We start from the raw sequence: 12555 nt of genomic DNA on the forward strand, positions 1-12555 counted from the left end.
TATGCCTAACGCTGACGCCATGAGCACTCGTCGCAAGATCCTCCTCACCATCCTTGGGATCCTCCTACTCGTCGGGGTGGTCCTGTTCTTCCTCTTGCGCGGGAATACAGCCGATCTTTCGGTCGACGCCGTGGCCGGGACCGATCCGGAACTGACCGAGCCCGATGGCGGATTGCTGCCGACCGTTGCGATTGCAGAGCCGGTGGGCTGGCAGGACGGCGAATTGCCGGATGCGGCCGAGGGACTGGTCGTGCAGCGTTTCGCCGACGGGCTCGACCACCCGCGCATCCTCTACGCGCTGCCCAATGGCGATATTCTGGTAACGCTGACCCGGGCCCCGGCGAAGGAAGGCAGCGGCGGCTTCATGAGCTGGATCTCCAACCTCCTGATGAGCCGCGCCGGAGCGACCGGCGAATCGGCGAACCAGGTCGTCCTGATGCGCGATACGGATGCCGATGGCGTCGCGGACATGCGGCAGGTCATTGCGGACGAACTCGATTCCCCGTCCGGCATGGCGTGGAACGACAGCACGCTCTACGTCGCCAATCACGACGCGCTGCTCGCTTTCGACTACGAACTGGGCGAAAGCGCGGTCTCCGGCAATCCGCGCAAGTTGATGGACCTGCCGCCGGGCGGCGGTCACTGGATGCGCAATATCGAACTCAACCCCGAAGGGACGAAGCTGTACGTCGCGGTCGGTTCCGTCAGCAATGTCGGCGAGAAGGGCATGGAGGTCGAGGAAGGCCGCGCCATGATCTGGGAATACGACATCGAATCCGGCAGCCAGCGGCAATTCGCTGTTGGCCTGCGCAATCCCAACGGCCTCGACTGGAACCCGATGTCGGGCGAGCTCTGGACCACCGTGAACGAACGCGACATGCTGGGCGGGGACCTGGTGCCCGACTACCTGACCAATGTCCCGGTCGGCGCGCAGTATGGCTGGCCGTGGGTCTACTGGAAAAGCAATATCGACGAACGGGTAGAGGCTCCGATGCCCGCCTATTTGACCGAATATGCGCGCCGCCCGGAATATGCGATGGGACCCCATGTCGCTGCGCTCGGCCTCGTCTTCAGCGCGGAAGGCAACCGGATGGGCGAGGCGTTCGGCCGAGGCGCGTTCATCGCGCGGCACGGCTCGTGGAACCGCAAGCCGCCATCGGGTTACGACGTGGTCTATGTGGCTTTCGACGAGCGGGGCAACCCGCAGGGCAAGCCGCAGCCCGTCCTGACCGGCTTCCTGAACGACGATGGCACGACCAAGGGCCGCCCGACCTGGGTCGAATGGGCGCAGGACGGTTCGCTGCTGGTCACGGACGATACCGCCGGAATCGTGTGGCGCGTCATCGCCCCCGGCGCCGCGCCTGCCGCTGCGATCGAGCGCCAGCAGCGCGGATCGCTAAGGCCGCAGCGCGAACTGACCGGCGATCCGGCCGCCAGCTTCTCAGAGGAATTCGCACGCGAGGTTTCCCCGCTCGGGAACTGAGCCTCCGCGAAGCGCGCGTGACCGGCCGATCAGGTGCCGGTCAGCGCGTCCGCGTCGAGCGTATAGAGCAGGTCCGCCCCGGCGGTCGCCGCGGCCTTCAGGCCTGCAGCCTCGGGCACGACATGGTCGAGGAAATAGCGGGTGGTCACAGGCTTGCTCCTGGCGAGTGCCGGGGCTTCGCCGCTCTCGACCGCGTTCGCCTGCTTCATCAACTGCCACGCCGTCACCGCGATGGCTGCCATTTCCGTGAACGGCACGCTTCCGGCAAGCCGGTCGTCGAGACTGGCGTCCTCGCGCATCCAGCGGGCAATCGCTGCACAGTCGCCGGCAAGGGCGAACAGGGCCGGCTCGTCCGCTGCGTCGCGGGCGATGTCCTCGAACAGCGAGATCAGCGCCTCGCCATCGGCAAGGCCCAGCTTCCGCGTCACGAGATCCGCGGCCTGGATGCCGTTGGTGCCTTCGTAGATCGGTGCGATCCGTGCATCGCGGTAATGCTGGGCGGCACCGGTTTCCTCGACAAAGCCCATGCCGCCATGGATCTGCACGCCGATGCTGGCGACATCGACACCGGTATCGGTCGCCCACGCCTTCAGCATCGGTACCAGCACTTCGGCTCGCATCTTCGCGGCTTCATCGCCCAGCGTACCGCGATCGACCTGCCCTGCCGTGTAATAGAGCAGGGCACGCATGCCTTCGGTCAGTGCCTTCATGCGCAGCAGCATCCGGCGAACATCGGGATGTTCCAGGATGGCGACCGGCGACTTGTCCGGCGAACCGGCGCGGGCGGACTGGATACGCTCGCGGGCATAGCCCATCGCCTGCTGGGTCGCGCGCTCACCTACCTGCACGCCCTGCGCGCCGACATTGATGCGCGCATTGTTCATCATCGTGAACATGGCGGCGAGACCGCGGTTTTCGTCGCCGACCATCTCGCCGATACATTCGTCATTGTCGCCATAGCTCATCACGCAGGTGGGCGATGCGTTGATGCCCAGCTTGTGCTCAAGGCTGACGGGGCGAAGATCGTTGCGTGCGCCCAGCGAACCATCGGCGTTCACGTGATATTTCGGCACGACGAACAGGGAGATGCCGCGGCTGCCTTCTGGCGCTCCGGGTGTGCGGGCAAGGACGAGGTGGATGATGTTCTCCGCCAGCTCGTGATCGCCCCAGGTGATGTAGATCTTCTGCCCCTTTATCGACCACTTGCCCGCATGATCGCCCTCTTCGATGGGGGTGGCGGTCGCACGCAGGGCACCGACATCGCTGCCAGCCTGTGGCTCCGTCAGGTTCATCGTGCCGGACCATTTACCGCTCACGAGATCGGGCAGGTACATCGCCTTCTGCGCATCGCTGCCATGGTGCTCCAGCGCCTCGATCGCGCCGACCGAGAGCATGGGCAGGAGGTTGAAGGCGAAATTAGCCGCGCCGAGATTTTCCAGCACATTGCAGGCTAGGGTGAAGGGCAGGCCCTGTCCGCCGTGGTCGACCGGTCCCGCAATCGCGTTCCAGCCCTGCTCGACATAGGCCTTGTACGCGGCTTCGAAGCCGTCCGGCAGGCGAACGACGCCGTTTTCCAGCTTCGCACCTTCGAGGTCGCCTATGCGGTTGAGTGGCGCCCATTCCCCGGCTGCGAATTCCCCGATGCCGCCGACGATCGCCTCGACCATGTCGGCCTCGGCAGCGGCGAAGCGTTCGTGCTGTGCCAGTTCGCCGATACCGGCATTGACCTTGATGGCGAGCAATTGGTCCTGGGTGGGGGCGGTATAGGGGATCACGCGTCTTTCCTCATGTCCGAAAAGGCTTGGATTGTTGCGGGCGCGAATATAGCGCGCAGGCATGAACGGCAAGAACGCTACGGAACGGCTGGCGGCCGAAAGCGACGGAATCGCCCGTGCTGCAAGCTTGCTGTGCGCCGGGCGCATCGTCGCCGTGCCGACGGAGACGGTCTATGGCCTCGCTGCAAGGGCGGATGATGCCCAGGCGGTCGCCCGAGTGTTCGAGGCGAAAGGCCGCCCCTCGTTCAATCCGCTGATTGTCCATACCCCCGACATGGCGATGGCAGAGGGTCTTGCCGACTTGGACGAAAGGGCACGTCTGCTGGCGCGCACCTTCTGGCCCGGACCGCTCACGTTGGTCGTGCCCGCCCGGGACGGTGCACCCCTCGCCCCGGCAGTCACCGCGGGCCTGCCGACCGTGGCCTTGCGCTGCCCGGCGCATCCGGTGATGCGGCAAGTGCTGGAAGCGACGGGTCATGCGCTGGCTGCTCCCTCCGCCAACAGGAGCGAGACGGTCAGCCCGACCTGCGCGCGCCATGTCCTGTCCACGCTCGATGGCCGGATCGACGGAATTATCGATGGCGGGGAAAGCAGGCAGGGCCTCGAGTCCACGATCGTGGCGCTGGAGCCGTCAGGTGGCTGGTCCATACTGCGACCCGGACCGGTGACAGCGGACGAGGTCGCTGCGGTTCTGGGAAGTCCGCCTGTGGATGCGGGCGACGGGATCAGGGCTCCGGGGCAGCTCGCGAGGCATTATGCGCCGGGGAAACCTGTCCGGCTGGATGCTGCGGAGGCAAGAAAAGACGAGTTCCTGCTGGGCTTCGGCGAAACGGCAGGGGACTGGTCGCTATCGCCTACCGGCGATCTGGCAGAGGCGGCGGCGCGGCTCTACGCGGGGCTGCACCGCGCCGCCGAGGCGCCGCATGCGCGCATCGCCGTGGCAACGGTCCCTGACGCAGGGTTGGGCGCCGCGATCAATGACCGGCTGCGCCGCGCCTCTGCCTGACAACAGGGGCTAGCGGGTGGGTTCGACGGGGACCGAGGGAAGCAGGCGTTCGATCTCGGCGTAGGTCCCGCGTGCATCCTCGCAAGCGTCCGCATCGCCGCGCTCGCAGTCTTCCCGCTCCCTCTCGTACCGGCGCTCCAGCTTGGCCAGTTCGGCTTCCCTGCGGCGGATTTCGCGCCCGCGCTTCTCATCGGCTTCCGACTGACTGGTGGTGGCGAGATCGACGGCACGGCTGGCCGCCTTCACGGGCAGGGTCGCGACGTCGAGCGCAGCCTTCGCCAGACAGCCCTGAACTAGAAATGCGAGCGGGAAGAGAAGGACGGCCCTAGGCATGATGGAACTCCGTGGCGGCAGGAAAAGCCTGATTGCCTGCCCGAGGCTTACCCCATAATGACCGGCAGGTCACCACGGGGAAAATATCTGCCGGACGGATAATTACTCCGCTGCGGCGTCGGCCTCTGCGCGGGCCGCATCGGCTTCCGCGCGCGCAGCAACCGCTTCCGCCCTCGCGGCACGCGCTTCGGCACGGGCCGCGCGCAGGGCGGGGCTGGCGGTTTCGTCGGACGCCGCACTCGCCGTATCCGTTGCCGCTGCCGGGGTTTCCGGCCGGGTGGGAGCGGCTGGCGCTTCGGGCGCAGCGGCCTCCGCGCTTTGATCTTCAGCGGAAGAGGAGGCCTCGGTCGTACCGCCTTGACAGCGCAGCTTGCCCGTACCCATCGAACTGACTTCGCACGTCGCATTGCCGTTCACATTGACCGTGCCCGATCCCATGATCGTCGCCTCGACAGAGCCGTCGGACGCGAATTCCGCATCGCCGGAACCGGCAATCGTCACTTCTGCTGCCTCAGCGCGCAGCCCGGCCATGTTCGCCTTGCCCGATCCGGCAATCGTCAGCTCCAGCATTGCGGTCGTACCCGATGCCTCCAGCGTGCCCGATCCCGCGATCGTGACTTCCAGCATGTCGGTCGACACACGGCCCAGGCGCGCAGTGCCGGACCCGGCGAGCGTCGCCTCGGCAGCGTCCGTCATTCCGGGCACTTCGATCGTGCCGCTGCCGGCCAGTGTGACGTTGTCGGGGAGGGGCATGGTGACGCGGATGGTCGCTTTCCCTTCGTCCCAGCCATTCTTTTCCCGGCTGATGGCGAGCGAATCGTCGCTGCGGGAAAAGCGGACGGCATCTACTGCCTGTTCGTCGCCCTCGACCGTGATGTCGAGCGATTCGCCCTCGGTCACTATGACGGTGTCGGGACCGGCCAGAACAATCCCGGTCGGGGGATCGCCGCCCATGTCGAGTTCGGCCAGCGGCACCCCGTCGTCATCTCCGATGGAAATATCGAGGCCGTCGCATCCGGCACTGGCGGAGGCGGCAATAATCGCCGCCACCGGGGCAAGTCTTTTCAAAAGGCTGGTGAGCATGACATTCTCCCGTCCAAAGTGTGTTAGCGTTATAATACACTGGGAGACGTCTCGCAAGGTCATGGCAGAAGGGCCACCCCTTTCAGGATGGCCCTTCGTCGATGGCAAAAGCCGGTTGGGCGAAATCAGCCCTCTTCGGTGTTCTCGTAATATTGCGGCGCATGCTCGCGCAGGATGTCGAGAATCTTCTCGAGCGCGGTCGGCTCGTCCGTTTTCTCCATCGCGGCGAGTTCGCGGGCCAGGCGGCTGGAGGCCGCTTCGAAGATCTGGCGCTCGGAATAGCTCTGTTCCGGCTGGTCGTCCGGGCGGAACAGGTCGCGGGTCACTTCGGCGATCGAGACCAGCTCGCCCGAATTGATCTTCGCTTCGTATTCCTGCGCGCGGCGGCTCCACATGGTACGCTTGACCTTGGGCTTCCCCTTCAGCGTTTCCATCGCTTCCTTCAGAGTCTTGTCGCTCGACAGCTTGCGCATGCCGATCGATTCGACCTTGTTGGTGGGGACGCGCAACGTCATGCGCTCTTTTTCAAAACGCAGGACGTAGAGTTCCAGCTGCATCCCGGCGATTTCTTCGTTCTGAAGTTCGATCACACGGCCCACGCCGTGCTTGGGATAGACAACGTAATCGCCAACATCGAAGGCGGTAGCCTTGGCTGCCATGCGTAATCCTTTCAATCGGGCCGGGTCGCCGGGACGCGTTCAGAAACCCTCGTGCCGCGGTGATGCGACAACCGGCGATTTCTGGAATGTCGGGGGATCCTGCCTTTCAACCTAACCATCTGCGCGGGGCATCACCCCGGCAGTTGTTGCATTATATAGCACAGTCGCAAGAAAATTGCGAGTCGTCGGCAGCTGGCGGCAAACCGGAGGTCAGTCGATACCCTGCCGTGACGAATTGAAGGCCGCACCGAGCAAGAGAAGATAGGCGCTGAGCCAGATCCAGGTCAGCAGGATTACTATTGCACCCAGCGACCCGTAGGTCGCATCGTAATTGCCGAAATTTGCGACGTAGGTCCCGAACCCCGCCGTGCCGACCAGCCATGCGGCGGCGAAGAGGGCCGCGCCCGGCAGGGTCTCCTTCCAATGCGGACGATGCCGGTCGGGTGCCCGGCGGTACAGAAGGGCCGCGCCCAGCAGGACGGCAAAGAACAGGAGGAAATAGGAAATGACGCTCGAGAGGATCCCGTCGGTGAACCCGGCATATCCGATGGCGAGCGCGATCAGGCCCAGGCCCAGGATACCCGCCACGGTGATTCCCAGTGCCAGTGCGTTTCGCCGGATGAAACTCCGCTCGTCTTGGGCGCGATAGGCAAGGTCCAGCCCGTCGATCACCGCCATGGCCGCACCGCGCGCTGCAACCAGCGAAAGAGCGATGGCGAGGACGAGACCGAATCCCTGCGCGGTATCGTCGCCCGCTGCGATTTCCAGCATCTCCGTTCCGACCAGCTCGCCCGCTGCCCCCGGGAGCAACTGCGCCACGGCATCGACCTGCGATCCGATGGTGGCGGGGTCGGCCCAGATGCCGAAAATCAGGACCGCGCTGGCAATCAGCGGGACCATGGCCAGGAACGTATAATAGGCGATACCCGCCGCGGCGAGGCCGATATACGGACGGCCCGCGGCATTCTTCAGGTGGGACAGCATGCCCGTTTAATTGACGGGCAGGTCGCCGGTTCCGCGAAAGCGCGGCCGGCAGGAGCGAATCAGTCGCCTTCGCCCGGCTTCTCGCTGAAGAACTTCTCGTACTTGCCTTCCTCGCCCTTGTGCTCGTCGGCGTCGGCAGGCGGTTCCTTCTGGCTGGTGATGTTCGGCCATTCGGCAGAGAACTTGGTGTTGATCTCGAGCCACTTCTCGAGATTGTCCTCGGTATCAGGCAGGATCGCCTCTGCCGGGCATTCCGGTTCGCAGACGCCGCAGTCGATGCATTCGCTGGGATTGATGACCAGCATGTTCTCGCCTTCGTAGAAGCAGTCTACCGGGCAGACCTCCACGCAATCGGTGTATTTGCATTTGATGCACGCATCGGTGACGACGTAGGTCATGGAATCTCGGGTCCTCGGCAATCCGTATCTGGCCGCTCTGCTAAGTCGCTTTGCGCATCGGGGTCAAGCACGCGATAGCAGCAACGCGCTTCCGCGGCAGGTCCGCGGCGCTCCGGCAGGTGCAGGACTTCGCACACCAGGACCCCGTTTCCATGGGGCATGGTCAGCATGTCACCGGGGGAGACCGCATGGCTTGCCCGGCGGACCCTGTTGCCGTTGACCCTGATATGACCTGTCAGCGTTTTTGCCTGCGCCAGCCCCCGCGTGCGGGCCAGCCGGAGGCGGTAGAGCAGCAGGTCCAGCCGCATCCGGCTTCCGTCAGGGCTTCAGCAGGTCGGCAAGGCCGGCAAACGCCTTCCCGGTTGCGGGGGAATTGGCGGTTTGGGCGGGCTTGTCGCGCCTGCCGCGCGCTGGCGAGCCGGTCTTGGGCGAGCCCTTCTTCCCGTCGCCGGGTTTCGGACCCCGCCCCTTTCGGCCGTCGTTCCGCGCTCCCCTTCCGGGGCGGGCATTGGCATGGCCGCCCGGACGCCAGCTCCAGCGATCGGGCGCGGGCGGACCGAAAGCATCCTCGGCCAGCGCCTTGCCCTTGTGCAGGCGGAAACCGGCCGCGCCCAGCAGCCGGTGCCAGCTGTCGGGGGTAAGACCCGTGGATACCGGCAGCGCTGCATCCAGTACGGTCGACTTGCTGTCCTTCGCCTTCGCCCGCTTCTCGTGCGCGGCGCGCAAGATCTTCTCGGCCACGTCGACGCGGACATACTGGTCGCCCGCAGGACGGTAACCGGATGGCAGCTTGCCTTCGCCCGGCAGGACCGAGCGCATGGCAGGCTCCAGCGGACGCCTGTCGATCCCGGCCGCGTGCATCGCCGCGCGCGCCGCTGGTTTCAGCAGGTCGCGGGCAAAGATGTCGAGCGCCCCGAAGGTGACGCCAAGGCGGCGAAGGAAGGGCCGCATTTCCTTGGGCAAGTGCTGGATCCCTGCGCGCTCTCTTGGCGCATAGCCGTGGCCTTCCACCAGAGCGTGAAGAAGCGCGCGGGCCTGCGAACCGGCCTCCGGATCGCGGGTCGCCTCGACCAGTTTCGACAGGGGCGCCAGCGGTTCGAGCTGTTTTTCGGTCCAGTCCTGCAACGCAGCGGCGAACCGCGTTTTCGCCGCATCGGGCAGGACGTCCAGCTCGCGCACCAGCGCCAGGCGCGGCTTGGCCGGATCGGCGGTTTCTTCCAGATGCGCGAGTTTCTGCCCGGCGTGGAAAATCTCGCCGCGAACCATTTCGACGCCTTCGAACCCGGACGCAGCCAGCCCGTCGGCCTTGTCCGACAGAATGCGTGGCAGCGCCTTCTCGCCGGCAGCCAGCAGCATACGCCGGTCATCGTGGCCGAGCCGCGTGTCGACGGTGAAACGGAAACCGTCGACCTGTCCGATGGACTCGCTTTCGACACGCAAGGTTCCGTCATCATCCAGCGTGACGGGCAGCAGGCTCGGATCGTCGCCCATGGTTTTCATCAGGATCGCTGTCCTCCGGTTAACAAAGCGCTCTGTCAGACGCGCATGGAGCGCGTCGGACAGGCGGGCCTCCACACCGCGGGCGCGGGAAGCCATTTCGTCGCGCGCCAGCACCCAGTCGGGCCGCTGGCAGATATAGGCCCAGGATCGGATCGCGGCTATCCTCCCCTGCAGGGTGGCGATGTCGCCCGACACATTGTCCAGTTCGGCAATGCGTGCGGCCACGAAGTCCGCGCCGATATACCCGGCCTGCAGATCGCGCCAGAGCCGGGCGACGAAACGGGCGTGCTGGTCGGCGCCTGCCTGCCGGAAATCGGGCAGCGAGCACGCTTCCCAGAACCGCCGGACCCGGCCCGCCCCCTTGACGTCACGGGCAAGCGGCTCGTCTGCCAGTTTCTTCAGCACGGCGAGATCGATCGCCTCGGGCGCAGCGCGCAATTCGCGCTGTGGCGGCCGCGCCTCCAGATCCGCGATCAGCACGGCGAGCGTATCGAAACGCGGTTCGGCATTGCGCCAGTAAAGGTGCGTAAGGGGCGCGAACTGGTTCTCCTCTATCGCGTAGATTTCCTCTTCCTCGAATTCGAGGGGGACGCCGCGTCCGCGCCTGCCACCATCACTGCCGGCGAGACCGCCGCCCAGCACGCCGAACGTACCGTCCCGCTGATGGCGGCCGGCCCGGCCGGCAATCTGCGCCATTTCCGCCGGCGCGAGACGCCGCTTCGCCACCCCGTCGAATTTTGTGAGCTGCGCAAACGCCACTTGGTTCAGATCGAGGTTCAGCCCCATGCCGATGGCATCGGTCGCAACGATGTAGTCGACTTCGCCGGACTGGAAGAGCTCGACCTGACGGTTGCGGGTCTCGGGGCTTAGCGCACCCATGACCACCGCCGCGCCGCCCCGGTACCGGCGCAGCATTTCCGCCGCAGTGTACACCCCCTCTGCGCTGAAGGCGACGATGGCGCTGCGCGGGGGCAGGCGCGACAGCTTGCGCGGGCCGATATGGGTGAGGGTGGAGAACCGGGGGCGCTCCATGATTTCCGCCTTCGGGACCAGGGTGCGCAGCAACGGCTCCAGCGTGGCGGCGCCGAGGAACATCGTCTCCTCCCGACCCCGGGCATTGAGCAGCCGGTCGGTGAAGATATGCCCCCGTTCCCGGTCGGCAGACAATTGTGCCTCGTCCAGCGCGACGAAGGCGTGGCCGCCACCGGTCCGGTCCATCGCTTCCGCCGTGCACAGGAAATAGCGCGCACCGGGCGGTTCTATCCGTTCCTCGCCCGTGATCAGGGCGACCTGCTTCTCGCCCTTCATCGCCACGACGCGGTCATACACTTCGCGCGCGAGCAGGCGCAGCGGGAAGCCTATCATCCCGCTCGAATGGCCGCACATCCGTTCGATAGCGAGATGTGTCTTGCCGGTATTGGTGGGTCCGAGGACCGCCTTGATCGGGGCGTCGCTCATCTGCACTGTCTGGCACTGTGCGCGCGGTATCGCAAGACGGCGCGCACGCCTTTCGACTCATCGCCAATACCGCCCCGCCCATCGGGGATTAAATCGACATTAACTTTAATCCTGCAGGCAGGTTTGGCACAGGGACTGCCGGACCGGGTCGTAAAACCACAACAGCATGGCAGGCCCCTTTTGGACGAAGGGCATATGTACGTAGCACGTGTCGAAGGCGGCGCCGGCAGCGATGCCGGACAGGACGGGGCGGGCCATTGGCGCGCCGCCGCGCTTTCGCACGGACAGGTGATTGCCGAAGACGGCTCCTACCTGCTGCGCCGCACCACGACGTTCCGCAGCCGTTTCGATGCCTGGCATCTCGACGCCTCGTCATGGCTGGACGGGCTGGATCTCGCGCCCAGCCTGGCAGAGAATATCGGCAGTCGGCGCTGGTGGCGCGGGCTTGGTACGATGCTGGGGCTCGGTTTTGCGGCCATCTCGTTCTGGCCCGATTTCGCCCCGCTGGAAGTGGCCCCCGCCATGATCGCGGACAGCGAAGTGCGGGACGAGTTTCGCAGCCAGTCGATCATGCCGCTCGCCCTCGGCAGCGATAGCGGGCGGCACATGGCGGCCACCGGCGCGGTGCGAAAACTCGCCGCTGCGCCCGAGCGTCCGCAGATACAGCTGGTCGCGACACTGGCCCGGGGCGACAGTTTCCAGCGCATGCTGCAGCGCGCCGGAGTCGGAAAGAGCGAGGCTTCCCAGATTACCGGCATGGTCGAGAACGCGATTGCCACGGCGGACATAGAACCGGGCACGCAGCTCGACATAACGCTTGGCCGCCGAACCGCTCCGGGTGAGCCGAGGCCCCTCGAATCGCTATCGTTCCGTGCGCGGTTCGATCTGGCATTGTCGGTCGAGCGCGGCGCATCCGGCCTGTCTCTCGTTCGTAAACCGATCGCCGTCGACGAAACGCCTCTGCGCATTCGCGGCACCGTCGGCGACAGCCTGTACCGATCTGCGCGTGCGGCGGGCGCACCGGCCAGCGCCGTACAGGCGTACTTGAAGGCGTTGGGCGGTCATCTCGACATGGACCGCTCTGTCGGTTCCGGCGATACGTTCGACATGATCATCTCCTACCGCCGCGCCGAAACGGGTGAGCGGCAGGCCGGCAATCTGCTGTATGCAGGGGTCGAACGGGACGGAAAGCCGAAGGCGCAGCTGATGCGCTGGGGCGACAAGGGCAAGTTCTACGAAGCGTCGGGCGTGGGGGAGACCCGCAGCGGCCTCGTCCGCCCGGTGCCCGGGGCGATCAGTTCGCGCTACGGCATGCGGCGTCATCCGATCCTGGGCTACAAGCGGATGCATTCGGGGCAGGATTATCGCGGCGGATACGGCACGCCGATCCGTGCGGTGACCGACGGGCGCGTGGCCTTCGCCGGGCGCAAGGGCGGCTATGGCAATTTCGTGCGGCTGAACCATGCAGGCGGCCTGGGGACAGGCTATGCGCATATGAGCCGGATCGCCGTGCGCGCGGGTGCATCGGTGCAGCGCGGACAGGTCATCGGCTATGTCGGTTCGACGGGGCTCAGCACCGGCCCGCATCTTCATTACGAAATGTATCGCGGCAACCGGAAGATCGACCCGGCCTCCGTCAGCTACGTGACCCGGGCCGAATTGTCGGGCGAGGAGCTGCGCCGGTTCCGGTCGCGCCTCGCTTCGCTGAAGACGGTGGAAGCCGGTGCGGCCCTGACCGACATCGAACCCTCCGGCCCGCAAGAGGTCGAGGTGCGGCGCGAGATCGACAAGCTGGATGCATCCTACGCGCAGCGGCGCTGAGTACTGGCACAATACCGGCACGAGGGGGGCGGATCATTGAGAGTTTCGGCAAAAG

At 65.8% G+C, this 12555-nt stretch carries 11 protein-coding genes; 3 read left to right on the top strand and 8 right to left on the bottom strand.

From position 1 onward, the window contains the following. The first annotated feature begins 19 nt into the window (after positions 1-19). On the top strand, positions 20-1483 hold the full coding sequence (locus PF049_01995; GenBank protein ID WBY16963.1) for a sorbosone dehydrogenase family protein: 1464 nt from the start codon (positions 20-22) through the stop codon (positions 1481-1483). Between the two features lie 29 nt (positions 1484-1512). Here PF049_01995 and PF049_02000 read toward each other — a convergent pair whose 3' ends face one another. After that, positions 1513-3255, bottom strand: a complete 1743-nt coding sequence (locus tag PF049_02000) for an acyl-CoA dehydrogenase (GenBank protein WBY17955.1) — start codon at positions 3253-3255, stop codon at positions 1513-1515. A 64-nt stretch (positions 3256-3319) separates the two neighbouring features. Between PF049_02000 and PF049_02005 the strand changes: the two genes are divergently transcribed. Then, on the top strand, positions 3320-4264 hold the full coding sequence (locus tag PF049_02005; protein ID WBY16964.1) for an L-threonylcarbamoyladenylate synthase: 945 nt from the start codon (positions 3320-3322) through the stop codon (positions 4262-4264). A gap of 9 nt (positions 4265-4273) precedes the next feature. Here the strand turns inward: PF049_02005 and PF049_02010 are convergent, their stop codons facing one another. The 7 genes from PF049_02010 to PF049_02040 all read right to left on the bottom strand — a co-directional run bounded on the left by PF049_02010 (position 4274) and on the right by PF049_02040 (position 10679). After that, on the bottom strand, positions 4274-4597 hold the full coding sequence (locus PF049_02010; GenBank protein ID WBY16965.1) for a hypothetical protein: 324 nt from the start codon (positions 4595-4597) through the stop codon (positions 4274-4276). 102 nt (positions 4598-4699) lie between these two features. Further along, the gene (locus PF049_02015) at positions 4700-5680 is read right to left on the bottom strand and encodes a DUF2807 domain-containing protein (protein WBY16966.1); all 981 of its coding nucleotides are present in this window, start codon (positions 5678-5680) and stop codon (positions 4700-4702) included. Positions 5681-5805: 125 nt separating this feature from the next. Then, positions 5806-6339, bottom strand: coding sequence for a CarD family transcriptional regulator (locus PF049_02020; protein ID WBY16967.1), 534 nt, complete (start codon positions 6337-6339; stop codon positions 5806-5808). Between the two features lie 210 nt (positions 6340-6549). Continuing rightward, complete coding sequence (locus PF049_02025; protein WBY16968.1) at positions 6550-7323, bottom strand: YihY/virulence factor BrkB family protein; 774 nt, start codon at positions 7321-7323, stop codon at positions 6550-6552. A gap of 59 nt (positions 7324-7382) precedes the next feature. After that, positions 7383-7721 carry a ferredoxin family protein gene (locus PF049_02030; GenBank protein ID WBY16969.1) on the bottom strand — a complete coding sequence of 113 codons (339 nt, stop codon included), beginning with the start codon at positions 7719-7721 and terminating at the stop codon, positions 7383-7385. Further along, a complete protein-coding gene (locus PF049_02035) occupies positions 7718-8029 on the bottom strand; it encodes a S4 domain-containing protein (GenBank protein ID WBY16970.1) in 312 nt (103 codons plus the stop codon). The genes PF049_02030 and PF049_02035 overlap by 4 nt, the downstream gene beginning before the upstream one ends. A gap of 10 nt (positions 8030-8039) precedes the next feature. Continuing rightward, positions 8040-10679, bottom strand: coding sequence for a helicase-related protein (locus PF049_02040; protein ID WBY16971.1), 2640 nt, complete (start codon positions 10677-10679; stop codon positions 8040-8042). A gap of 195 nt (positions 10680-10874) precedes the next feature. On the opposite strand from PF049_02040, the gene PF049_02045 reads away from it, so the two are divergent. Continuing rightward, complete coding sequence (locus PF049_02045; protein ID WBY16972.1) at positions 10875-12500, top strand: M23 family metallopeptidase; 1626 nt, start codon at positions 10875-10877, stop codon at positions 12498-12500. The last annotated feature ends 55 nt before the right edge of the window (positions 12501-12555 follow it).

It is taken from the genome of Erythrobacteraceae bacterium WH01K, assembly GCA_027941995.1.
Taxonomy (GTDB): domain Bacteria; phylum Pseudomonadota; class Alphaproteobacteria; order Sphingomonadales; family Sphingomonadaceae; genus CAJXSN01.

What these genes read in the sequence shown, in the direction of transcription:
- PF049_01995 (WBY16963.1), top strand. Translation starts at nt 20, where the DNA reads ATGAGCACTCGTCGCAAGATCCTCCTCACCATCCTTGGGATCCTCCTA.
- PF049_02005 (WBY16964.1), top strand. Translation starts at nt 3,320, where the DNA reads ATGAACGGCAAGAACGCTACGGAACGGCTGGCGGCCGAAAGCGACGGA.
- PF049_02010 (WBY16965.1), bottom strand. Translation starts at nt 4,597, where the DNA reads ATGCCTAGGGCCGTCCTTCTCTTCCCGCTCGCATTTCTAGTTCAGGGC.
- PF049_02015 (WBY16966.1), bottom strand. Translation starts at nt 5,680, where the DNA reads ATGCTCACCAGCCTTTTGAAAAGACTTGCCCCGGTGGCGGCGATTATT.
- PF049_02020 (WBY16967.1), bottom strand. Translation starts at nt 6,339, where the DNA reads ATGGCAGCCAAGGCTACCGCCTTCGATGTTGGCGATTACGTTGTCTAT.
- PF049_02025 (WBY16968.1), bottom strand. Translation starts at nt 7,323, where the DNA reads ATGCTGTCCCACCTGAAGAATGCCGCGGGCCGTCCGTATATCGGCCTC.
- PF049_02030 (WBY16969.1), bottom strand. Translation starts at nt 7,721, where the DNA reads ATGACCTACGTCGTCACCGATGCGTGCATCAAATGCAAATACACCGAT.
- PF049_02035 (WBY16970.1), bottom strand. Translation starts at nt 8,029, where the DNA reads ATGCGGCTGGACCTGCTGCTCTACCGCCTCCGGCTGGCCCGCACGCGG.
- PF049_02040 (WBY16971.1), bottom strand. Translation starts at nt 10,679, where the DNA reads ATGAGCGACGCCCCGATCAAGGCGGTCCTCGGACCCACCAATACCGGC.
- PF049_02045 (WBY16972.1), top strand. Translation starts at nt 10,875, where the DNA reads ATGTACGTAGCACGTGTCGAAGGCGGCGCCGGCAGCGATGCCGGACAG.